The sequence below is a fragment of the Bradyrhizobium sp. 2S1 genome (assembly GCF_011516625.5).
Lineage (GTDB): Bacteria > Pseudomonadota > Alphaproteobacteria > Rhizobiales > Xanthobacteraceae > Bradyrhizobium > Bradyrhizobium septentrionale.
In genome coordinates, this window is record NZ_CP147717.1 from 908,132 (window position 1) to 930,277 (window position 22,146).

The 22,146-nt window shown below is 64.8% G+C and carries 16 protein-coding genes and 1 pseudogene; 7 read left to right on the plus strand and 10 right to left on the minus strand.

The window, feature by feature from the left end; genetic code table 11:
• Positions 1-37 precede the first annotated feature (37 nt).
• Positions 38-667 carry a LysE family translocator gene (locus HAP54_RS04345; protein WP_166298876.1) on the minus strand — a complete coding sequence of 210 codons (630 nt, stop codon included), beginning with the start codon at positions 665-667 and terminating at the stop codon, positions 38-40.
• 239 nt (positions 668-906) lie between these two features.
• Here HAP54_RS04345 and HAP54_RS04350 point away from each other — a divergent pair, with 239 nt between their 5' ends.
• Together HAP54_RS04350 and HAP54_RS04355 are read left to right on the plus strand one after the other, a co-directional pair.
• A complete protein-coding gene (locus tag HAP54_RS04350) occupies positions 907-2,706 on the plus strand; it encodes an adenylate/guanylate cyclase domain-containing protein (RefSeq protein WP_166298877.1) in 1,800 nt (599 codons plus the stop codon).
• 60 nt (positions 2,707-2,766) lie between these two features.
• Positions 2,767-3,426 (plus strand): hypothetical protein, encoded by a 660-nt coding sequence (locus HAP54_RS04355; RefSeq protein WP_166298878.1) that lies wholly within the window; start codon positions 2,767-2,769, stop codon positions 3,424-3,426.
• 27 nt (positions 3,427-3,453) lie between these two features.
• Here HAP54_RS04355 and HAP54_RS04360 read toward each other — a convergent pair whose 3' ends face one another.
• Positions 3,454-4,401 (minus strand): alpha/beta hydrolase, encoded by a 948-nt coding sequence (locus HAP54_RS04360; protein WP_029077521.1) that lies wholly within the window; start codon positions 4,399-4,401, stop codon positions 3,454-3,456.
• A 217-nt stretch (positions 4,402-4,618) separates the two neighbouring features.
• On the opposite strand from HAP54_RS04360, the gene HAP54_RS04365 reads away from it, so the two are divergent.
• Positions 4,619-5,092: an Hsp20 family protein gene (locus tag HAP54_RS04365; protein ID WP_166298879.1), complete on the plus strand. Its 474-nt coding sequence runs from the start codon at positions 4,619-4,621 to the stop codon at positions 5,090-5,092.
• A gap of 85 nt (positions 5,093-5,177) precedes the next feature.
• Here HAP54_RS04365 and HAP54_RS04370 read toward each other — a convergent pair whose 3' ends face one another.
• On the minus strand, positions 5,178-5,966 hold the full coding sequence (locus tag HAP54_RS04370; RefSeq protein ID WP_166298880.1) for a hypothetical protein: 789 nt from the start codon (positions 5,964-5,966) through the stop codon (positions 5,178-5,180).
• A gap of 477 nt (positions 5,967-6,443) precedes the next feature.
• Here HAP54_RS04370 and gltB point away from each other — a divergent pair, with 477 nt between their 5' ends.
• Positions 6,444-11,219 (plus strand): glutamate synthase large subunit, encoded by a 4,776-nt coding sequence (gltB, locus tag HAP54_RS04375; RefSeq protein WP_166298881.1) that lies wholly within the window; start codon positions 6,444-6,446, stop codon positions 11,217-11,219.
• Between the two features lie 136 nt (positions 11,220-11,355).
• Entirely contained in the window at positions 11,356-12,813 is a 1,458-nt protein-coding gene (locus HAP54_RS04380) for a glutamate synthase subunit beta (protein ID WP_166298882.1), read from the plus strand.
• A gap of 202 nt (positions 12,814-13,015) precedes the next feature.
• On the opposite strand, the gene HAP54_RS04385 is transcribed toward HAP54_RS04380, so the two are convergent.
• Both HAP54_RS04385 and HAP54_RS04390 read right to left on the minus strand, forming a co-directional pair.
• On the minus strand, positions 13,016-13,414 hold the full coding sequence (locus HAP54_RS04385) for a hypothetical protein (protein WP_166298883.1): 399 nt from the start codon (positions 13,412-13,414) through the stop codon (positions 13,016-13,018).
• A gap of 113 nt (positions 13,415-13,527) precedes the next feature.
• Positions 13,528-15,210, minus strand: a complete 1,683-nt coding sequence (locus HAP54_RS04390) for an outer membrane beta-barrel protein (RefSeq protein WP_175619703.1) — start codon at positions 15,208-15,210, stop codon at positions 13,528-13,530.
• A 246-nt stretch (positions 15,211-15,456) separates the two neighbouring features.
• On the opposite strand from HAP54_RS04390, the gene HAP54_RS04395 reads away from it, so the two are divergent.
• Positions 15,457-16,464, plus strand: a complete 1,008-nt coding sequence (locus tag HAP54_RS04395; RefSeq protein ID WP_166298885.1) for a KpsF/GutQ family sugar-phosphate isomerase — start codon at positions 15,457-15,459, stop codon at positions 16,462-16,464.
• Positions 16,465-16,578: 114 nt separating this feature from the next.
• On the opposite strand, the gene HAP54_RS04400 is transcribed toward HAP54_RS04395, so the two are convergent.
• Complete coding sequence (locus tag HAP54_RS04400) at positions 16,579-17,118, minus strand: carboxymuconolactone decarboxylase family protein (protein ID WP_166298886.1); 540 nt, start codon at positions 17,116-17,118, stop codon at positions 16,579-16,581.
• A gap of 89 nt (positions 17,119-17,207) precedes the next feature.
• On the opposite strand from HAP54_RS04400, the gene HAP54_RS04405 reads away from it, so the two are divergent.
• A complete protein-coding gene (locus HAP54_RS04405) occupies positions 17,208-17,534 on the plus strand; it encodes a winged helix-turn-helix transcriptional regulator (RefSeq protein ID WP_166298887.1) in 327 nt (108 codons plus the stop codon).
• Positions 17,535-17,689: 155 nt separating this feature from the next.
• Here the strand turns inward: HAP54_RS04405 and HAP54_RS04410 are convergent.
• From HAP54_RS04410 to HAP54_RS04425, 4 genes and pseudogenes are all read right to left on the minus strand, one after another.
• Positions 17,690-18,852 (minus strand): annotated as a pseudogene (locus HAP54_RS04410) (IS4 family transposase).
• A gap of 144 nt (positions 18,853-18,996) precedes the next feature.
• Complete coding sequence (locus HAP54_RS04415) at positions 18,997-19,443, minus strand: NfeD family protein (RefSeq protein WP_166298888.1); 447 nt, start codon at positions 19,441-19,443, stop codon at positions 18,997-18,999.
• Between the two features lie 41 nt (positions 19,444-19,484).
• Positions 19,485-20,486 (minus strand): SPFH domain-containing protein, encoded by a 1,002-nt coding sequence (locus HAP54_RS04420; protein ID WP_029077532.1) that lies wholly within the window; start codon positions 20,484-20,486, stop codon positions 19,485-19,487.
• Between the two features lie 149 nt (positions 20,487-20,635).
• On the minus strand, positions 20,636-21,970 hold the full coding sequence (locus HAP54_RS04425; RefSeq protein ID WP_166202952.1) for an IS1182 family transposase: 1,335 nt from the start codon (positions 21,968-21,970) through the stop codon (positions 20,636-20,638).
• Between the last annotated feature and the right edge of the window lie 176 nt (positions 21,971-22,146).

A 22,146-nucleotide genomic window follows, 5' to 3' on the forward strand; every position in this document is an offset into this window, starting at 1 on the left:
TGAAGCGCGAGGACGATTCACCCCAATCTCATCGCGCTTAGCGCGCCTCCAGCATGGCGACGCGGACGCCGAGATAGATGAAGAGCGCGCCGAGCGAGCGGTTGATCCAGGCGATCACGCCGGCGGATTGCCTGATACGGCCGGCGGCCCTCGCCGCAAAGGCGGCGAGGCCGAAGCACCACAGCGTGCCGCCGGTGATGAAGATCAGCCCGAGCACCAGGAAGGCCAGCGTCTTGCGCGGCGCGTCCGCCGCCACAAACTGCGGCAGGAAGGCCAGGAAGAACAGCGCCACCTTGGGATTGAGGATGTTGGTGAGCGCCCCCTGCCAGAACACAAGCGAGATCGAGGTCTCACCGCCCTGCCCGGTGATCTCCGCGATCGGCTTGGCGCGCGACAGCAGCATCTGCAGGCCGGTCAGCACCAGATAGGCCGCGCCGATCAGCTTGACGGCCAGGAACGCGGTCGACGACGCCATCAGCAGCGCCGACAGCCCGATCGCCGCGCCCAGCACATGGACCAGGCAGCCGCAGCTGATACCGATTGCCGCAGCGGCACCGCCGCGCCATCCCAACTGAATCGTGCGCCCAACGATATAAGCGGTATCCGGCCCGGCGTGATGTTGAGCAGCAGGCAGGACGAAAAGCCAAAGTTCGTGAATTCCCAGCATGTCAGCGCAATTAACCTATGTAAGTAACGGCCGGATAAGGATGGTCAGCCGACCGGCGCCATCCCGGCGACACACGAATTCAGTAGACAAACGGACTGTACGATCCGTTGGTCGCATGCCAATTCCTGCTACTATGCATTATAGGTGCCTGCAAACCGAGCTTCCGCCGAACCCGGCCTGTCTTGTAAGTATCGGATTCGGTCACCTCGGCTGAGTGGCCATTCCAGGGCACAGGAAATATGGAAAGACGGCTCGCTGCCATTCTTTGCGCCGACATTACCGGCTATTCCCGCATGATGGGCGCCGACGAGGCGGGGACGCATGCCTCGTTCAAGGCGCACCGCAGCGCGATCTACCCGATCATCCTCAACCATGGCGGCCGAATCGTCAAAAACACCGGCGACGGCTTCCTCTTGGAATTCCCGAGCATCATCGGCGCCATCGAAGCCGCCGTCGCCATGCAGACCATGATGGCCGAGCGCAACGAGCATCTGCCGGCCGACCGCGCCATGCATTTCCGGATGGGCGTCCACATGGGCGACGTCATGGCCGACGAGGACGAGGTGTTCGGCGACGACGTCAACATTGCCGTCCGTCTCGAGACGGTCGCAGCGCCCGGCGGCATCGCGGTATCGGACAAGGCCCGCACCGAAGCGGGGCGGCGGCTTGCCGTCATCCTGGCGGACGCCGGCCCGCACCGCTTCAAGAACATCGCCGAACCGATCCATGTCTGGACCTGGGCGCCGGCCGGATCCGATCTGCAGGAGAAGACCCCGGACGACGGTCCGCATCTGCCGGGGCAATACCGGACCGCAATCGTCGGCGTGCTGCCGTTCGACGATCTCAGCGGCGGCGCCGACGAATATTTCTCCGACGGCCTGACCGAGGATCTGATCCACGCGCTGTCGCTGCAATCCTTCTACCGCGTGCTGAGCCGCAACTCGACCTTCGCCTACAAGGGCAAAAGCGTCTCGACCCGCCTGATCGCGCGCGAGATCGACGCGACCTATCTGATCCAGGGTTCGGTACGCCGCGCCGGCAACAAGATCCGCGTCTCCGCCGAACTGATCGCTCCCGAGAAGGGCGAGCAGCTGTGGACCGGCCGCTATGATCGCGACATGGGCGACCTGTTCGCGATGCAGGACGAGATCACCGCCAACCTCTCCGCCGCGGTGGCCCAGGAGATCTACCGTGCCGAGGCCTCGGCACCGGCGCGCTCGCCGAATGCCGAACTGACGGCGTGGGACCGCTTCCTGAAGGGCCTGTCGCACTACTATCACCAGACCAAGGACGACTGCGACACCGCGATCGCGCTGTTCAAGGAGGCGATCGAGCTCGACCCCGCGCTGTCGATCGCGCGCGCCTATCTGGCGCTGATCCAGATCCAGAGCATCCAGTTCGGCTGGATCCCGAGCACGCGCGAATTGTGGGCCTCGTCGGTCAGCCTGGCCGAGAGCAGCGTCCGGCTCGACCCGCGCTCCTCGTTCGCGTTTTCGCTGCTGGCCTATCTGCACGCGATGCAGGGCCACTACGAAGCCGCGATGGATGCCATCAAGCGGGCGATCGAGCTCAACCCCTACGACATGGGCGCGCGCGGCGTGCTCGGAATCTGCCACATGGTGATCGGCGACCACCGCAAGGCGGTCGACCTGTTCTCGACGGCGGTCCAGCGTGGCAACAGCGACCCGCGCTACCAATGGGCCGGGCTGAACGCGTTCAGCCATTATCTGCTTGGACAATATGACGCGTCGCTGTCGTGGTCGCGCGAGGGGCTGTATCTCAACCCGAACCATCTGCAGTGCCTTGCGGTGCGCACCGCGGCGCTCGCCCAGCTTGGCCGCGCCGACGAGGCCGCGCAGGCGGCAGAGGCGCTGCTCGCCAGTCATCCCGATCTGACGGTCGAACGTCATTTGCGGAATTTCCACTGGAAGAACCCGGCCGACATCGCGCATTACCGCGATGGCCTCTTGAAAGCCGGCCTGCCCTTCGGCAAACTCGTTCTGGTTGCATCTACGCCGAAATTCGCCGCTGAATCCTGAGCGAGTTCATCCGCTGGTAATGGATGCTTTTTAGGCTGAAGCTTTTCAGGATGTGGTTTGATGTCCGATATGCCTGCAAGCGAGGCCGCTGCCCCGCAGGTTTCCCCCAATAATCCTTGCCCGTTCCTGCGCGCACTCGTCGCCGGCAACTATGTCGGCGGTCATATCGTGCCGCTGCCCGAACTGACCGGGACGATCGGACGCGCCACCGGCAAGACGGGCCTGGCGGGTGCCGACGCAAAGGCGAAGATCTTCATGGTCGCGCAGATGGCCAACGGCATCGGCCCGTTCAGCCAGTTGCGCAGCCTGACCCAGGGCGCGATCCTCGACGAGCTGCGCAACGGCCCGCTCGACAAGCACGGCGCCGGCTCACGCATTCTCGACCAGCATGCGGTGGTGCATGAGGACGAGATCGCCAGGCTCGCCACCTTCGGCAAGGACTATCCGAATCCTGACGGTGGCACCGAACGCGGGCTGTCGGCGTCCGACATCAAGACCTTCATGGCCGCGAACTTCCAGCGCGCCAAGGACGAGCATCCGCCGTCCTACGCGATCCTGCACGGCTACTATCCGCTGTTGATGCTCGGCGAGTGGCCGGTGCTGCTCGACATCATGGGCAAGGGCGACGGCAACGACCGCTATCTCAGCGTCGCCGAGGTCAGGACGCTGTTCGTCGAACGGCGCTTTCCGGACCGCATCGTCACGTTGCTCAACGCCTGAGCCACAGGCCTTCCGCAAACAGGCGGATCACTTGAAAAGCGGCGTGCCCGGCACGAAGGCGTCGAACGCCGCCCAGAATTGCCCGCGATAGCGATCCTGCTCCTGCAGGATCTCGTGCTTGGAGCCGGCGATCACGAGATGCGAGCCGGCGCGCAAATGATAGGCGAACTCCTCGATCGCCGCCGTCGACACCACCTCGTCATTGCTCGCCGCCAGCATCAGGATCGGCTGGCGGATTTCGGACGGATACGACATGCCGCGGAAGGTGCGCATCGCCTTGAACGCGGTGTCGGCCCAGGCGATGGTCGGCGCCGCGATGCCGAGCGTCGGGTCTTCCTCCAGGATAGCCGCGTTGCGGGCGTGGCGCACCAGATCGCTGGTCACGGGATTGCCGATGAACGGCGCGAGGCCAACCAGTTCGCCGCCGCCGCCCGGAACGTAGCGGCCGCCCTGACCGGCCAGGCGCATGATCCGGAGCAGCGCGCTCGGAAAGAACGACACGCGCCGCCGCGGCAGGTCGATCATCGGCGCCGACAGCACCATGCGGTCGAACCAGCGCTTGCCGGCATGCGCAAGCCGCAGCATCACCGCGCCACCCATCGAATGCGCCAGCGCGAAATAGGGCGGCGGGCAATCCGGCAGCACCACCTGCTGCACGAAGGTCTCGACGTCGACCTCGTAGTCGGCGAAGTCGCGCACATAGCCCTTGCGCGGATCGCGCAGCCGCCGCGACGAGTGGCCCTGCCCGCGCCAGTCGATCGTCGCCACCGCAAAGCCGCGGTCGCGCAAATCGCGCACGGTCTCGAAATATTTTTCGATCATCTCGCCGCGCCCGCCGAACACGCAGACCGTGCCCTTGCGGCCGGGCGGCGGCGCCCAGCGCGCAAAGCGCAGCTCGGCCCCGTCGGGGGTCTTGATGGTGCCACTGACCACGTCGTCCGGAACCGGATTGGCGGGAATCGAGACGAGCGTCATGCGGGGAACCGGTAGGTGGGACGGAGTGGAGATCAAGGGCACGGGCGTCAAAAGCGACGCTGTTTCCGTCCCTTGAACGCGACGTAACCCCTCCCATATCACCTCAGTGCAGGCCGCTACCAGTGTTTCGGAACCGGAACATCAGGCTGCACACATCTAAGCCCGGCCCGATGGCGGGCGGGTAACTGAAACAGTCGCTCACTGGAGGACTAACCCTATGCGTAGCTACGACCTCACTCCGTTCTATCGTTCCACCGTCGGCTTCGACCGCCTCTTCAGCCTGCTCGATCAGGTGACCTCGGACGGCAGCCCCGGCTATCCCCCCTACAACATCGAGCGCACCGGCGAGAATGCTTACCGGATCAGCGTTGCGGTCTCCGGCTTCTCGCAGGCCGAGCTGTCGATCGTCGCGAAGGAGAACACGCTGACGATCAAGGGCGAGAAAACCGCCAACGAGAACTCCGGCAACACCTCCGAAGTGCTCTATCGCGGCATCGCGTCCCGCGCCTTCGAGCGCGTCTTCCAGCTTGCCGATTTCGTGCAGGTGAAGAACGCCTCGCTCGAGAACGGTCTGCTCCACGTCGATCTCGTCCGCGAGATTCCCGAGGCCAAGAAGCCCCGCAGCATTCCGATCGGCGGCGGCGAGAAGGCTCCGCAGGTCGTTGACGGCTCGGCGAAGGTCGCCGCCTAAGCAACACGTCCCGCGTCAGCAGATATTGGCTGCACGCGAAAACGCCCCGGGAAACCGGGGCGTTTTTTGTTGGCTTCGTAGCCCGTCACTCCAACCCCTGCACCTTGGGCATGTCCTGGGTCGGCAGGATCGCGGGCGCGGGTGGCGCCGGCGGCGGAGCGGCCTGGCCGACGGTGGGGGCCTCGGCACGCTGAACGGCCTGCGGCGCCGCCTGGGCCTCGGCCGGCTTCGGCGCTGCAGCGGCCTGCTGGGCAGGCTCAGGCGCCGCCGCCTGGGTGGGCGCGGGCTGCGGGACCGCGGCCGGGACAGCCGCTTGGGCCGCCGGAGCCGGAGTATCCGCGGGAACCTGCGCCTTGGCCGCGAGCGGACTGCGCTTCGGCACCGGCACGCGGCTCGCGACATGCGGAATCGGAGCCGGCGGCCGCGGCACCCGGGCCTGGATCGGCCGCGGCATCGGGCCGACCGGACCATAGGCGGCGCTCAGCTCCTCGTCGTAATTGTCGCCGAGCCGATAGGCCGGCGTGAAGCGGAGAATGTGCCCGTCGCGGGCATCGATCACCAGCCGGCCGTCGTCGCCGCCCTGGTCGATCACCGAGATCGTGTAGACGAACCCGCGCTGCCGGGGGGCGCCGAGCGGCAGATAGCCGTTCTCGCGGAGCACGGTGTAGACCTCGACCGGCGGCAGCAGGCTCGGGACACGGCCGAAGCGCGGCGGCGGCGGAACCTCGGGCATGGCGGCATAGGGCCCGCCCATGTCAGATACCTTGATCAATACCGGGCTGCCGATCCGGGCCGATGTCGCCAGCTGGGCCTGGGCCGAGAGTGCGCTGAGCGCGAGGGCGGCGGCTGCAACCGAACCTGTGAACAACTTCATCGCCGTTACTCCTGTCTTGCCCACGCCCTTGAGGAGCTTCCCGCTCTCTGGCCGGCTTGCCCGGAGTAAAATTTCAGTTTGAAATCCGGCGGTCCTTGGTCGCTCCTTGGGCCAGATCACGGCGTGTTTGCGCTTCGAATCAGGGGCGCGGCGGGTCGGCCGAGCCGTTCGTTCCAAGCATGCGGGCGAGGACTTCCTCGCGCTTGTGTGATAGACAAAAATTTGGCAAGGTCGAAGTTAGGACAGCAAGACTGTCTCAAATTCGAGGCCATTCCGGCATAGGGATTGCAACGAAACCTCGGCGCCCCGGGCTCCGAGAATGCTGCAGGCAGGGCCGTTCCGCAGGGGACGTTGAAACGCCCGACGTCTGAATTTAGGAAAATGCGGCTCGCGGCGGACGAGCGGTGGCCCGGTGGGTGCCGCAACGTCCAAGGTGCGCCAAATACGGTGAGGCCCCTGACGCAAGGGAGAGGACACATGAGCGGGTCGGAATTCGAGCGCGAAATCATCGTGGCAGGTACGCTGTCGGCGACCGCGGACTCGAAAGCCGCTGATGCCGCGCATGACGCCTCATATGATGCGTCTTTTGGGCCGCACACTCCCGAGCTGCACACCTGGCGTCCGCAAGCCGAAGGCCTCTACGACCTCAGCCTGGAAAAGGATTCCTGCGGCGTCGGCTTCATCGCCAACATCAAGGGCCAGAAGTCGCATCAGATCGTCTCCGACGCGCTGAGCATCCTGTGCAACCTCGAGCATCGCGGCGCCGTCGGCGCCGACCCGCGCGCCGGCGACGGCGCCGGCATTCTCGTGCAGATTCCGCACGCCTTCTTCGCGCGCAAGGCCGCGGAGCTCGGCTTCAAGCTGCCGCAGCCCGGCGAATACGCCATCGGCGCGCTGTTCATGCCGCGCGATGCCGCGTGGCGGAACGTGATCAAGAGCATCATCGCCGACGAGATCAAGAACGAGGGCTTCAAGCTGCTCGGCTGGCGCGATGTGCCCAGCGACAATTCCTCGCTCGGCGTCACCGTGAAGCCGACCGAGCCCTATCACATGCAGGTCTTCATCGGCCGCAACGGCGCCGCCAAGACCGAGGACGATTTCGAGCGCCGGCTCTATATCCTGCGCAAGTCGATCTCGCAGGCGATCTATCAGCGCCGCGACCGCGGCATGGCGGGCTATTACCCGTGCTCGCTGTCGTGCCGCACCGTGATCTACAAGGGCATGTTCCTGGCCGACCAGCTCGGCAAGTACTATCCCGACCTGCACGAAGCCGATTTCGACAGCGCGCTGGCGCTGGTGCATCAGCGCTTCTCGACCAACACCTTCCCGACCTGGTCGCTGGCGCATCCGTACCGGATGATCGCCCATAACGGCGAGATCAACACGCTGCGCGGCAACGTCAACTGGATGGCGGCGCGGCAGGCCTCGGTGCATTCGGAAGCTTACGGCAAGGACATCAGCCGTCTCTGGCCGATCTCCTATGAAGGCCAGAGCGATACCGCCTGCTTCGACAACGCGCTCGAATTCCTGGTGCAGGGCGGCTATTCCCTTCCCCACGCTGTCATGATGATGATTCCGGAAGCGTGGGCCGGCAATCCGTTGATGGATGAGCAGCGCCGCGCCTTCTACGAATATCACGCCGCGCTGATGGAGCCGTGGGACGGCCCGGCCGCGATCGCCTTCACCGACGGCCGCAAGATCGGCGCCACGCTCGACCGCAACGGCCTGCGCCCGGCGCGCTATCTCGTCACCAAGGACGACCGCATCGTGATGGCGTCCGAAATGGGCGTGCTGAAGATTCCGGAGGACCAGATCGTCACCAAGTGGCGGCTGCAGCCCGGCAAGATGCTGCTCGTCGACCTCGAGCAGGGCCGCCTGATTCCGGACGACGAGATCAAGGCCGACCTCGCCAAGAGCCATCCCTACAGCGACTGGCTGCATCGCACCCAGATCCAGCTCGAGGAGCTGCCGGATGCGGCGGCCAAGGGCGTGCGCTCCAACCTGCCGCTGCTCGATCGCCAGCAGGCGTTCGGCTACAGCCAGGAAGACATCACGATCCTGATGACGCCGATGGCGGCCACCGGCGAGGAAGCCGCCGGCTCGATGGGCAACGACACGCCGATCTCGGCGCTGTCGGACAAGCCGAAGCAGCTGTTCACCTACTTCAAGCAGAACTTCGCGCAGGTCACCAACCCGCCGATCGACCCGATCCGCGAGGAGCTCGTGATGAGCCTCGTCTCGATCATCGGGCCGCGGCCGAACCTGTTCGACCTGCAGGGCCTGGCCTCGACCAAGCGCCTCGAAGTGCGCCAGCCGATCCTGACCGACGCCGACCTCGAGAAGATCCGCTCGATCTCCGACGTCGCCGAGACCCACTTCAAGTCGCGCACGCTGGACACCACCTTCCACGCCGGCTTCGGCGCGGCGGGCATGGAGCAGGTGCTCGACGAGCTCTGCGCACGCGCCGAGGGCGCGGTGCGCGAGGGCATCAACATAATCATCCTGTCGGACCGCATGACCGGCACCGACCGGATTCCGATCCCGTCGCTTTTGGCCTGCGCCGCCGTGCATCATCATCTGATCCGCACCGGCCTGCGCACCTCGGTCGGCCTGGTCGTGGAGTCGGGTGAGCCGCGCGAGGTGCATCACTTCGCCTGCCTCGCCGGCTACGGCGCCGAAGCGATCAACCCCTATCTCGCGTTCGAGACCATCCTCGCGATGAAGGACCGGCTGCCCGCAGCGCTCGACGACTACGAGATCGTCAAGCGCTACATCAAGTCGATCGGCAAGGGCCTGCTCAAGGTGATGTCCAAGATGGGCATCTCGACCTACCAGTCCTATTGCGGCGCGCAGATCTTCGACGCAGTCGGCCTGAAGGCGGACTTCGTCGCCAAGTATTTCGCCGGCACCCACACAAGGATCGAGGGCGTCGGCCTCGCGGAGATCGCGGAAGAGACCGTGCGTCGTCACGACGACGCGTTCGGTGACGGCCAAATTTACAAGAGTGCGCTCGATGTCGGCGGCGAATATGCCTACCGCACCCGCGGCGAGGACCATGCCTGGACCGCGGAATCGGTCTCGACGCTGCAGCATGCCGTGCGCGGCAACTCGCTGGAGCGCTACCGGGCGTTTGCCAAGATCCTCAACGAGCAGTCCGAGCGACTGCTGACGCTGCGCGGCCTGTTCCGGATCAAGAGCGCCGAGGACGACAAGCGCAAGCCGGTCAAGCTCGATGACGTCGAGCCGGCCAAGGACATCGTCAAGCGGTTCTCGACCGGCGCGATGTCGTTCGGCTCGATCTCGCGCGAGGCGCACACCACGCTGGCGATCGCGATGAACCGGATCGGCGGCAAGTCGAACACCGGCGAAGGCGGCGAGGAATCCGACCGCTTCAAGCCGCTGCCCAACGGCGACAGCATGCGCTCTGCGATCAAGCAGGTCGCCTCGGGCCGGTTCGGCGTGACGACGGAATATCTCGTCAACTCCGACATGATGCAGATCAAAATGGCGCAGGGTGCCAAGCCCGGCGAAGGCGGCCAGCTGCCCGGCCACAAGGTCGACGCGACGATCGCGCGCGTACGGCATTCGACGCCGGGCGTCGGCCTGATCTCGCCGCCGCCGCATCACGACATCTACTCGATCGAAGATCTCGCCCAGCTGATCTACGACCTCAAGAACGTCAATCCTGACGGCCAGGTCTCGGTCAAGCTGGTGTCGGAAGTCGGCGTCGGCACGGTTGCCGCCGGCGTCGCCAAGGCGCGTGCCGACCATGTGACCATCGCTGGCTTCGAGGGTGGCACCGGTGCCTCGCCCTTGACCTCGATCAAGCATGCCGGCTCGCCGTGGGAGATCGGTCTCGCCGAGACCCATCAGACGCTGGTGCGCCAGCGGCTGCGCAGCCGCATCGCGGTCCAGGTCGACGGCGGCTTCCGCACCGGCCGTGACGTCGTGATCGGCGCGCTGCTCGGCGCCGACGAGTTCGGCTTCGCCACCGCGCCCCTGATCGCGGCGGGCTGCATCATGATGCGCAAGTGTCACCTCAACACCTGCCCGGTCGGCGTCGCGACCCAGGATCCGGTGCTGCGCAAGCGCTTCACCGGCCAGCCCGAGCACGTCATCAACTACTTCTTCTTCGTCGCCGAGGAAGTCCGCGAGATCATGGCGCAGCTCGGCTACAAGACGTTCGACGACATGGTCGGCCAGGTCCAGATGCTCGACCAGACCGCTTTGGTCTCGCACTGGAAGGCCAAGGGCCTCGATTTCTCCAAGCTGTTCGTGCGGCAGAAGGAGGAGAAGGGCCAGACGATCTATCACTCGGAAACCCAGAACCACCATCTGGACGCCGTGCTCGACCGCCGGCTGATCGACAAGGCGCAGGCCGCGCTCGATCGCGGCGCGCCGGTCAGGATCGAGGAAGAGATCAACAACACCGACCGTTCCGCCGGCGCGATGCTGTCGGGCGCGGTGGCCAAGATCTACGGCCATGCCGGCCTGCCGCTCGACAGCATCCATGTCAGCCTGAAGGGCACCGCGGGACAGGCATTCGGCGCCTGGCTCGCCAAGGGCGTCACCTTCGATCTCGAGGGTGAAGGCAACGACTATGTCGGCAAGGGCCTCTCGGGCGGGCGCATCATCGTCAAGCCGCCGAAGATCTCCGGTATCGTGCCGGAAGAATCGATCATCGTCGGCAACACCGTGATGTACGGCGCGATCGCGGGTGAGTGCTATTTCCGCGGCATCGCCGGCGAGCGTTTTGCCGTGCGTAACTCCGGCGCAGTCGCGGTCGTCGAAGGCGCCGGCGATCACTGCTGCGAATACATGACCGGCGGCATCGTGGTGGTGCTCGGCAAGACCGGGCGCAACTTCGCGGCCGGCATGTCCGGCGGCATCGCCTATGTGCTCGATGAGGCCGGCGACTTCGCCAAGCTCTGCAACCTGTCGATGGTCGAGCTCGAGCCGGTGCTGTCGGAGGAGCTGATCAACGCCGGCACCTACCACCACTCCGGCGATCTCGAGGCGCATGGCCGGGTCGACGTGTTCCAGAACCTGCTCGACTCCGATGTGGAGCGGCTGCATGTCCTGATCACGCGTCACGCCAAGCTGACCGGCTCGAAGAAGGCGGCCGAGATCCTCGCCGACTGGAAGACCTGGCTGCCGAAATTCCGCAAGGTGATGCCGGTGGAGTACCGCCGCGCGCTCAAGGAAATGAAGGCGAACGCCGACGCCGAGCCGAAAATCGCGATCGGCGCGTAGTATCACCAGGCGTCATTCCGGGGCGCGCGAAGCGCGAACCCGGAATCTCGCCAACCGACTTCGAAACCTCCGGGTCTGCGCCTCGCGGCGCAGCCGGAATGACGGAACAACTGAGATGCAGGGGCATCGGGTTTCAATGGGTAAGATCACAGGTTTTCTCGAGATCGAGCGGCATGACCGCAAGTACGAGCCGGTCGCCGAGCGGCTCAAGAACTTCAACGAGTTCGTCATTCCGCTGAGCGAGAAGGACACCCGCGACCAGGCCGCGCGCTGCATGAATTGCGGCATCCCCTATTGCCACGGCACCGGCTCGACCGCGCCGGGCACGCCGGGCTGCCCGGTCAACAACCAGATCCCCGATTTCAACGACCTCGTCTATCAGGGCAACTGGGAAGAGGCCTCGCGCAACCTGCACTCGACCAACAATTTCCCCGAGTTCACCGGCCGGATCTGCCCGGCGCCGTGCGAGGCGTCCTGCACGCTCAACATCGACGACAACCCGGTCACCATCAAGACGATCGAATGCGCGATCGTCGACCGCGCCTGGGACAATGGCTGGGTGAAGCCGGAGATCGCGGCCAGCAAGACCGGCAAGAAGGTCGCCGTGATCGGCTCCGGCCCCGCCGGCATGGCCTGCGCGCAGCAGCTCGCGCGCGCCGGCCACGAGGTGCATCTTTACGAGAAGTTCGCCAAGGCCGGCGGCCTGCTGCGCTATGGCATTCCCGACTTCAAGATGGAGAAGAACGTCATCGACCGCCGCGTGGCGCAGATGGAAGCCGAGGGCGTCACCTTCCACTACGGCAAGGCGGTCGGTGGCTCAACGCCCGGCGCGATCGATCCGCAGGAGCTCGCCAAGCAGTATGACGCGGTGGCGCTGACCGGCGGCGCGGAAGCCCCGCGCGACCTGCCGATCCCCGGCCGCGATCTCGCCGGCATCCACTTCGCGATGGACTTCCTGCCGCAGCAGAACCGCCGCGTCTCGGGCGAGCCGCTGGACGGCACCGCCGACATCCTCGCCGGCGGCAAGCATGTCGTCGTGATCGGCGGCGGCGACACCGGTTCGGACTGCATCGGCACCTCGTTCCGTCAGAGTGCCAAGTCGGTGACCCAGCTCGAGATCATGCCGGCGCCGCCCGAGCACGAGAACAAGGGCGTGACCTGGCCGAACTGGCCGCTGAAGATGCGGACGTCGTCGAGCCAGGCCGAAGGCGCGGTGCGTGAATACGCCGTGCTGACGACGAAGTTCGAAGGCAAGGACGGCAAGGTCAGCAAGCTGCATTGCGTCAAGGTCGACGACAAGTTCAAGCCGCTGCCCGGCACCGAGTTCACGCTCGACGCCGAGCTCGTGCTGCTGGCGATGGGCTTTGTCCATCCGGTGCACGAGGGCCTGCTCAAGACGCTCGGCGTCGAGCTCGACCAGCGCGGCAATGTCCGCGCGTCCTTGCACGACTACCAGACCTCGCGCGCAAAGATCTTCTCCGCCGGCGACATGCGCCGCGGCCAGTCGCTGGTGGTCTGGGCGATCCGCGAAGGCCGCCAGTGCGCGCGGTCGATCGACGGCTTCCTGATGGGGAAGACGGATTTACCGGCATAATCGCTCGGCGATTGCCCCGAATTATAGCCACACACTGAACTGTCATCGCCCGCGAAAGCGGGCGATCCAGTATTCCAGAGACGTCAGAGCTTGAACGGACAGGCCGCGGCGTACTGGATGCCCGCATGCGCGGGCATGACGACCGATAGGTGATGTAGCTACAGCGAACTCCCCGTCACGCATTCCCGCATTGTCATACCCATCACGTTGACGTTCCGGCACACTGCACCGGAGCCCGGGATTTCCGGATTATCGCAATCGTTGTGGCACACCCGCATTCCGTTCTCGGTGTGCCAACCGACGACGGGTCCCGCGAGTCGCGATTGTAAACGGTCGCGGGCCGCCCACTGCGCTTCAGCGTGTCGGACATGAAGCGGTATCCGAAACCACGCATGCAATCCTTGAAGGCCTCGGGAATATAGCCCTGATCCGGTTCGCCCAGTCGCTGGTTGCAGGCGCTCACGGCGGCCATGCCGACGGCATTCGGCCGCTTGTGTCCGTGCGGTCTGATGGTGTCGTACCACCTGACCGTGAGTTGATCGGCGTGGGCTTGAACGGCGGCGCTCATCAGCAATGCGGCGACGATGACGATGCGTTTCATGTGACTCTCCAGCTCTGCAGAGAGTGGTGGGTCCCAGCGCGCGCCTCGTTCAAGGCCGACGGATTACAAGTTGGCAATAACGCGGCGACGACATCCTATCCGGGCAGAAGACGTTAGTTCTGCACCCGCACGCCCAGCATCACCACCGTCGACGCCGAGCTCTGCCCCGGCTGGTTCGAATCCAGCCAGTCGCGGCGCAGGGTGCCCTTGATCCAGAGGCTGCGGGTCATCTTGTAGATCAGGTCGCCGGACACCGAGTAGATGGTGTCGTTGCGGTTGTCGCCCTGGTAGTCGAGCGTGCCGTAGGTGAACTTGCCGATCCCGGTCAGCCAGCGACGGAAGTCGTGGTCGACCTCGACGGTGTAGGTGCGCGACAGCACGCCCGAGGTGCCGGGCAGCGTGGTCTCGCCGAGCTGGGTGTCGGAATAGAATTTGGCCGTGGTCAGCGGCGTCGCATTCCAGGTCAGCGAGGCCGTGGTGAGCAGGCCTTCGAGTGGGCTAAGCCGCGGGTCGACATAGTCGCGCCTAGCATAGCCAATCGAGACCTCGCCGAACAGCAGCCGGGTGAACTCGAACGACGTACCGACCTTGGCATAACCGCCCGACGAATTGCGCGCGTAGCCGGAGCGGTCGAGATAGAGGTCGTGGAAGCGGCTGTCGCCCTCCACCTCGACGAACGCCTTCACGGCCGGATTGAGCTCATAGCTGACGCGGCCGACGCCGCCATATTGCGTGAAATTGCGGTCGTCGTTCGACGACGAGGTGCCGTCGGTGAGCTTGGACCATTGGTAATCGGTACGGTCGACGGTGGCACCGAGCGAGACCTGCAGGCGGTTGAAATGCTGGTCGATGCCGAAGGTGCCGCCGACCGTGGTGTAGATCGGATACTTGGCGAGGCCAGCCTGCACGTTCGGGCTGCCGGGATTGTCGGTCGAGACCAGCAGGCGGGCCTGCCCCAACAAATGCGTGTCTCTGGAGACGTCGAGACGGCCGTCGATATGGCCGGTGAAATTCGGACGGCCGACATCGAGCGGCGCCGACAGCGGCGTGCCGTCGGCGTTCGGCGTCAGCTGGGAGCCGTAGCCGGTGAAGGAGCCGCGCAAATCGGCGACGATCGCATGACGCTCCCAATCCGACACCGCGAGGAATTCCGGCGCGACCATGTAGAACGCCCTGCCCTGCGGCGAATTGAGACGGCCGGGATTGGTGTCATAGCCGGCCATCACCTCGACCGCAGTTTTGACCATGAACGAGCCGGCGTAGTCGCCGACCGCGCCGAACGGATCGTCGTCGATCTTGAGCCGCCTGCGCGGCGGCTGGCCGACGATGGTGCCGGCCATCGCCGGCGGCAGCGGCGGCTTGCTGGCGGTTTCCGACGGCGGGATCGACAGCCGCAACTGACCGCTCGCGCTCAGCGGCGGCGGTGTAGGCACCGGCGAGCCGGGTCCCGGCGGCGGCTTCGGCTTGGCCTGGCCCGGATAATATTTCGGCTTCAGGCGTTTGCGGTTGAGCGAGTCATAGCCCGAGGTCGCGGCGCCGTTCGCAGCCGGCAGACCGTAGGTCGGGACCTGCCCGATCCGCTGTGACGTCGACGTCGATGAGGAAGACGAACGCCGGTCACGATCGGCATCCGGCAGCCTCAAGCCATTGAGCGGATCGAGCGCCTCGGCCGTGGTCCGGCGCAGCGGCGAATCCGGTGTGATCACCTGGCTCTGGCGGCTCGGGCTGAACAAATCCGGCGTCACGGTCTGGGCCTCGGCGAGCCCGCCGCTAGCGGTCAGCGCAAGGCATGGCAAAACCACGCGAACGAGGCGTCCGCGCCGATTTGGGCCGCTTGCTGGCCGCCGCCACACGATGGAAATACCCCAACGAATTCATGCACTTGACGCACGCATCCCGCCGGGCGGCGGAAAACGTCCTTAATGGAGTTAAAACAATTATGGTTAATGACCCGTTGAGGATCGGCCGCCGCGCGTCGCATCGCGGAATCGAACGTGCTAAGGGAGACGCCCGGGTGCAAAACCCCTCCCCTGGAATGCGAAATGGCCAAACCGAAACCGCTGATGACCAAATCATCCGGCCCCGATGACGGCGCCATCCAGTCGGCGCTCCGCACCCTCGATGCCGAAGCAAGCGGCGTCGCAGCCCTTTCCGCGGCCCTGAAGTCTGACCTCGGCGCGCCGTTCGCGGCAGCGGCCGAGCTGATCGGCAAGGCCAAGGGACGCCTGATCGTCACCGGGCTCGGCAAGTCGGGCCATATCGGCCGCAAGATCGCCGCCACCTTCGCCTCGACCGGCACGCCGGCGTTCTTCGTACACGCCGCGGAAGCCAGCCACGGCGACCTCGGCATGATCACGATCGACGACGTGATCCTGGCGCTGTCATGGTCCGGCGAGCAGCCGGAGATGCGCAATCTGATCGCCTATGCCGCGCGCTTCGGGATTCCGCTGATCGCGATGACGGCCGACAAGGACTCGACGCTGAGCAAGGCCGCCGACGTGCAGCTGACGCTGCCGAAGGCCCGCGAAGCCTGCCCGCACAATCTGGCGCCGACGACGTCCTCGCTGATGATGCTGGCGCTCGGCGATGCGCTGGCGATCGCGCTGCTCGAAGGCCGCGGCTTCACCTCGACCGATTTCAGCGTGCTGCATCCGGGCGGCAAGCTCGGCGCGCTCTTGAAATATGCCCGCGACCTGATGCATAGCGGCGATGCGCTGCCGCTGAAGCCGCTCGGCACCAAGATGTCGGATGCGGTGGTCGAGATGACCTCCAAGGGATTCGGCTGCGTCGGCGTCGTCGACCGCCACGGCCATCTCGTCGGCATCGTCACCGACGGCGATCTGCGCCGCCAGATGCGCCCCGATTTGCTGGCGCTGTCGGTCGACGAGGTCATGACCAAGACGCCGAAGACGATCAGCCGCGACACGCTGGCCGGCGAAGCGCTTGAGCTGCTCAACGCCTCGAAGATCACGACGCTGATCGTGACCGATGCGAAGAAGCCGGTCGGCATCATCCATCTGCACGATCTGCTGCGCGCCGGTGTGGCGTAATTTCCCTCCGTCATTCCGCGGCACGCGAAGCGTGAACCTCAGATGCGCAATTGCGCATCGGGGAATCTCGAGATTCCGGGTTCGATGCTACGCATCGCCCCGGAATGACAGCGATCATTTCGGAAACCGCGCCGCGGTCGCCTCCAGCGGCAGGGCCAGCGCGTTGGCGAGATAGGAGACCGTGCGGTAGAAGCCGCACAGCAGGATGATCTCCAGCACCTGATCGTCATCATAATGCGCCGACAACGCCGCGTACTCCGTGTCGCTCAACGTCGCGCGCGCATGCAGCGCATCGACTGCGGCAATCATCGCCTGTTCGGCCGGCGACCAGCAGTCGGCGTCGGCCTCACCGCGCACGGTCGCATCGACCTGCTGCTCCGACAGCCCGGCGGCGGCGCTGAACGCCGTGACATGCACGCCCCATTCATATTCGCATTGATTGAGCGCGCAGGTACGGTCGATCACGATCTCTCGCTCCCGCAAGGGCAGCGGCCCGCGGTCGAGCAGGCTGCCGCCGCGAAACTTCTCCCAGGCGCGCGGATGGGCCGCCATCATGCGGAACAGCACCAGGGGCGGCTTGCCGCGCGTGATGCGGTCGAAATGCTGTTGAACGTCCGCCGCATAGGGCGGATCGAGCGGCGCGATACGTGACATGACCTGATCTCATTGCTACATTTACTGTAGCACATTGCTACAATATCTGTAGCGGCCAACGCAAGAGAGATTCAAGAGGGATTCGCGACATGGCAAAGCAGGCTCCCGCCACAAGACCCGGCGCCCGCGGCTCGCGGAGCGGCCGCCCGATCATGGCGCTGCTCGATCTCTTGGGACGGCGCTGGACCTTGCGCATCATCTGGGAGCTGCGCGAGACCGCGCTGACCTCGCGCGCGCTGCGCGCCGCCTGCGACGAGGCCTCGCCGACGATCCTGCAGACGCGATTGACCGAGCTGCGCGAGGCGGGGTTCGTCGAGCTGACGGACGATGGTTACGGCCTCACCGCGCTCGGCAGGGAGCTATTCCAGACCTTCACGCCGCTCAATCGCTTCGCCGAGCGCTGGAGCAAGACTTGATAGCTCCCTCTCCCCGTTCTTACGGGGAGAGGGTTGGGGTGAGGGGCTCTATCCGCGAGCGAGCCGCGAATTGGGACCTGTACCCCCTCACCCGGATCGCATCTGACGATGCGATCCGACCTCTCCCCGCAAGCGGCAGGGCTGTCCGGGGAAATTCAACCATAGCAGAGTTCCATCTGGTTGAGGGGCGTTCTGCATTTGCGGCGGCTAGGGTTGATTGGCGGAGGCTTGTCGATGCTGGCGAAGGCTCGCCGGGTGAACAGGAACTGGCTGACGAGTTCGGCGAGCCTGAGCGGCAGCATTTTGATGCAGTTGGTCCGCGCGGCAATGCGCAACAGTAGGTAGGCAATCATCGCAGCAAGCACTTGCAGGCGGATTGCATTGTCGTTGGGCCGAGGAACTTGCGGATGTCGAGGTGCTGCTTGATCCAGCGGAACAGCAGTTCGATCTGCCACCGGCTCTTGTAGAGGGCGGCGATCTCGACGGCCGTTCGGGTCGTATCGTTGGTGAGAAGCGTGATCACGCCGCCGTTCTCCCGCCTGACCTTGATGCGCCGCAGCGGTATCGGCAAACGCGAGTCGCCCTTACTGGTGAGCTTCACCTCGTCGTCGACGATGATCCTGAAGCCGTCCCCCTTGCTGTTGCGGATGGTGCGATGCCTGACCGCGCGTAGCCGGATGCTCGTCTTCGGCCGGGTCACGAAGAAAGCCTTGCTATCATTGATCTTCTGCCACCAGTCGAAACGGCAATATCCCTTGTCGAACACGTAGGTTGTGCCGGCCTGGATCGGAGTCTGGCGACCGATCTCGATATCGTTGACGTTGGCAGCCGTCACCTCGATGCACTTCGGGATATCGCCCTTGGGATCGTAGACCACGTGCAGCTTCATGCCGCGGATGCGGCCGTTCCACACCGCCCAGGTGCAAACTTTGCCAAGCGGGATCGGACTGGCGTCGATCAGGCGCACCATCTCCTTGCCTTCGCCCCGCAACTGCCGGCTTGCCATCGCCGACAATCGTGCAAAGGTTTGCGCAAAAATGCTGGACGGGCGGCGGGTATTGGCATCCGACAGCGTCGAGCGGGACAACCTGCCGGTGCCCAGATGATAGTGATGCTGAGGATTGGCGTTGAAGCCGGTCACCACGGCGCGCAGGCTGTTGTTCCCGCTCAACTGCGCATAGATCAGCGCTACCAGGTAATCCCAGCTCTTGAACGACTTGTCGTAGGCATCCCCGTCCAGACGATCCACAGCCGTCTGAAACTGCCGCCGATTGATCGGTTCAAGCAGCCTACTAAAAATGCTATCGCGAAATCGCATGCTCGGCCTTCTGTGTCTCGACAACCAGAAAAGACCGATTTGCCTCGGTTTTGCCGAGCATGCACCGCGACACAGTGAATCATTCCCCGGACAGCCCTGCCGCAAGCGGGGCGAGGTAAAAAGAAGAGCGTCGCTCGAATAGGGCTAGACCCCGGCCACCGTCAGGCTCGCGCCGTCGGCGCGGACGACCTTGACACGGCTGCCGGCCGGCGCATCGGGGCCGGCGACACGCCAGACCGTGTCGTCGATCCGCACCGTGCCTGAGCCGTCGACGATCGGCTTCTCCAGCGTGAATTCGCGGCCGACCAGGGCTTCATTGCGGCGGTTGAGAAACGGATTGCTCTTGCTGGCCTCGGTCGCGCCCCTGGCGAAATGCCGCCAGACCGGCACCGCGAGCGCAGCGAATACCGCAAACATCAGGAGCTGCATCTGCCAGGACGGCGCGAAGACGAACGACAGCAGCCCGACCAGCAGCGCCGCGAGCCCGAGCCAGAACAGGAACACTCCGGGCGCCGCGAGCTCCAGCGCCATCAGGATGAAGCCGAAGATCAGCCAGTTCCAGGTACCCAATGTCGAAAACATCTCGGCCATGACATGACCTCTATCAATGCGGGCGTGATGCCGTCACGCCCTCACCGCTGCGGCGGCACCGGCGGCGGCGGCGTTGGACCTGCCGGCGGCACCGAGCCGCGCCGCGCGGCGGCCGCGGCGGAGGCAGCGCTCTCACCGAAGGTGGCCTTGGCGATCTCGCCGATGCCGGCGAGCGAACCGAGGATGCTGGTCGCCTCGATCGGCAACATGATGATTTTCTGGTTCGGCGAGTCGGCCAGTTGCCCGAACGCCTTGATGTACTTGTCGGCGATGAAATAGTTCAGAGCCGCCACGTCGCCCTTGGCGATGGCATCGCTGACCATCTGGGTTGCCCTCGCCTCGGCCTCGGCGGAACGCTCGCGCGCCTCGGCGTCGCGGAACGCGGCTTCCTTACGGCCTTCGGCCTGCAGGATCTGGCCCTGCTTGGCGCCCTCGGCGCGCAATATCTCGGATTGACGCTGGCCCTCCGCCTGCAGGATGTCGGCGCGCTTGACGCGCTCGGCCTTCATCTGCCGGCCCATCGCCTCGACGAGGTCGGCCGGCGGCACGATGTCCTTGATCTCGATGCGGTTGACCTTCAGGCCCCACGGCGAGACCGCGGCGTCGACCACGCGCAGCAGCCGCTCGTTGATCTCGTCGCGATGCGACAGCACCTGGTCGAGATCCATCGAGCCCATCACTGAGCGGATGTTGGTCATGGTCAGCACGATGATGGCCTGGTTGAGATTGGCGACCTCGTAGCTCGCCTTCGCGGCATCGAACACCTGGAAGAATGCGACGCCGTCCACCGTCACGGTGGCGTTGTCCTTGGTGATCACCTCCTGCTCGGGGATGTTGATCACCTGCTCCATCATGTTCATCTTCCGCCCGATGCGATCGAAATAGGGCACGATCAGATTGAGCCCGGGCGACAGCGTGCGGGTGTATTTGCCGAACCGTTCGATGGTCCAGTCATAGCCCTGCGGAACGGTCTTGATCCCGGCGAACAGCGTGACGATGACGAGAAGAACAAGCGCGATCGCGAAAATATCGAAGCCAGTCATAAAGTCCTCCAGGGCCCGCGAGACCATCGCCAGGCACGGTCCGTGCATTGGTCGGCAGGACCGCTCCGCCGGTTCAGCCGGCGGTTGTTCTCCCTAGGAGCCCGTCCAGATATGTTTTCGTGACGGGCATTTGTTGTAGAGTAGCAGGCTCAGGCTGCGTTTGCGAGGTTGAACAGCTTGAGGAGGTTATGGACGGTGCAGATCATTGTCCACTCGGCGCGCACTTTCTCGATGCCCCGCAACAGGAACTGGCGGAAGCCTCTTGCCTGTTTGATCTGCCCGAACACCGGCTCCACCACTTGCTTTCGCAATCGGTAGGGTGTTTCGAAGCCGCCATCGTCGATCTTCTTTCGCATGGCCTGTGTCAGCGGGCCGCCGACTTTTCCGTTCGCTACTGTCGGGTGCTTGGCGCGACCGGGCGCGACATAGCCATCGATGCTGCGTGTGTCGAGCGCTTCGAGATTGGCTTCGCTGCAGTAGCCGGAATCCGCTGAGGCCTGCCGCGGCTTGCGGCCAAGATTGCTCTCGATGGCCTCGATCAGGGGCACCAACTGGCCCTGATCGCTGCCGTGCTGGGTCAGTTCTTGCGCGACAATGATCTGGGCATGTGCATCGACGGCCGCCTGGGCATTATAGGCCTGAACGAAGCCATCCTTCGACTTCATGATGCGGCTTTCCGGATCGGTGAAGTTGCGTTGCGCCTTGGGATTGGGTTCCTCCGATGGCAGCGCCGCCGGTTTGCCCGGCTTCTTGCGGCCTTCGGCCTGGCGCTGCTGTTCCTTTTCGGCCTCGATGCGGCGCTCTTCCTCCGCCGCCAGTTTGGCGTCCGCTTCCAGCGCCGCCATCGCTTGCTGGATCTTCGCCAGCCGTTTCTGCTTGTCGACGGTCCAGTCCGGCAGTTCGTCGCTGTTGCCGAAAGTCTCATCCTCCGAGGCATCCGCCGCCTCGGCGGCCGCCAGCATGCGAGCGACCTCGGCCTTCAATTCCGCCTCGCGCTTCTTCATGCGCTCATAACTCATCGCCTTGTGTTTCGACGCGTTCGCCTTGATCTTCGTACCATCCAGCGCGACATGACCGAGCTTGACCAGCCCGGCCGTCTCGCACAACTTCAGAACCTGCACGAATAGCGCGCCGAGCGCCTTCAAATGTCGCTTGCGAAAGTCGCTGATCGTCCGAAAATCCGGCGCATCCAGCGCCACGATCATCACAAAATCGTTCCGCTCCCGGCAGGCCTTGGCAATCCGACGCGACGAATACAGCCCACTCGCATAGCTATGCAGCAGCAGCGCCACCATCATCCGCGGATCAAACGGCGGCTGCCCAAGCCCGCTCACATAGCTGCCCATGATCTCCCTGAGATCGAGGCTCTCCCGCACCAGATCAACCATAAACCGCGAGACATGGCCTTTCGGCACGAAGTCCTGCACATTCGGCGGCAGAAGCAGCGTCTGATCGATGTTCCAAGGCCGAAAATACTTGCTCATCGCCCAATGTTGAATCAGACCCGACCAGATTTGAACAGCGACTATCCAGACAAGCTCCTAGCACATATGAAGCTGTTGTCGGATGACCAGATGCGAGCGAATGGCCGTGTCCGGTGTCACGGTTCGTTAACAATCAGGCCCAGGCGTTCCTAGATCCAGCCTTGCTAGATTCCAGC

Coding starts and splice junctions, on each gene's coding strand:
- HAP54_RS04345 (WP_166298876.1), bottom strand. CDS start 667: ATGCTGGGAATTCACGAACTTTGGCTTTTCGTCCTGCCTGCTGCTCAA.
- HAP54_RS04350 (WP_166298877.1), top strand. CDS start 907: ATGGAAAGACGGCTCGCTGCCATTCTTTGCGCCGACATTACCGGCTAT.
- HAP54_RS04355 (WP_166298878.1), top strand. CDS start 2,767: ATGTCCGATATGCCTGCAAGCGAGGCCGCTGCCCCGCAGGTTTCCCCC.
- HAP54_RS04360 (WP_029077521.1), bottom strand. CDS start 4,401: ATGACGCTCGTCTCGATTCCCGCCAATCCGGTTCCGGACGACGTGGTC.
- HAP54_RS04365 (WP_166298879.1), top strand. CDS start 4,619: ATGCGTAGCTACGACCTCACTCCGTTCTATCGTTCCACCGTCGGCTTC.
- HAP54_RS04370 (WP_166298880.1), bottom strand. CDS start 5,966: ATGAAGTTGTTCACAGGTTCGGTTGCAGCCGCCGCCCTCGCGCTCAGC.
- gltB (WP_166298881.1), top strand. CDS start 6,444: ATGAGCGGGTCGGAATTCGAGCGCGAAATCATCGTGGCAGGTACGCTG.
- HAP54_RS04380 (WP_166298882.1), top strand. CDS start 11,356: ATGGGTAAGATCACAGGTTTTCTCGAGATCGAGCGGCATGACCGCAAG.
- HAP54_RS04385 (WP_166298883.1), bottom strand. CDS start 13,414: ATGAAACGCATCGTCATCGTCGCCGCATTGCTGATGAGCGCCGCCGTT.
- HAP54_RS04395 (WP_166298885.1), top strand. CDS start 15,457: ATGGCCAAACCGAAACCGCTGATGACCAAATCATCCGGCCCCGATGAC.
- HAP54_RS04400 (WP_166298886.1), bottom strand. CDS start 17,118: ATGTCACGTATCGCGCCGCTCGATCCGCCCTATGCGGCGGACGTTCAA.
- HAP54_RS04405 (WP_166298887.1), top strand. CDS start 17,208: ATGGCAAAGCAGGCTCCCGCCACAAGACCCGGCGCCCGCGGCTCGCGG.
- HAP54_RS04415 (WP_166298888.1), bottom strand. CDS start 19,443: ATGGCCGAGATGTTTTCGACATTGGGTACCTGGAACTGGCTGATCTTC.
- HAP54_RS04420 (WP_029077532.1), bottom strand. CDS start 20,486: ATGACTGGCTTCGATATTTTCGCGATCGCGCTTGTTCTTCTCGTCATC.
- HAP54_RS04425 (WP_166202952.1), bottom strand. CDS start 21,970: ATGAGCAAGTATTTTCGGCCTTGGAACATCGATCAGACGCTGCTTCTG.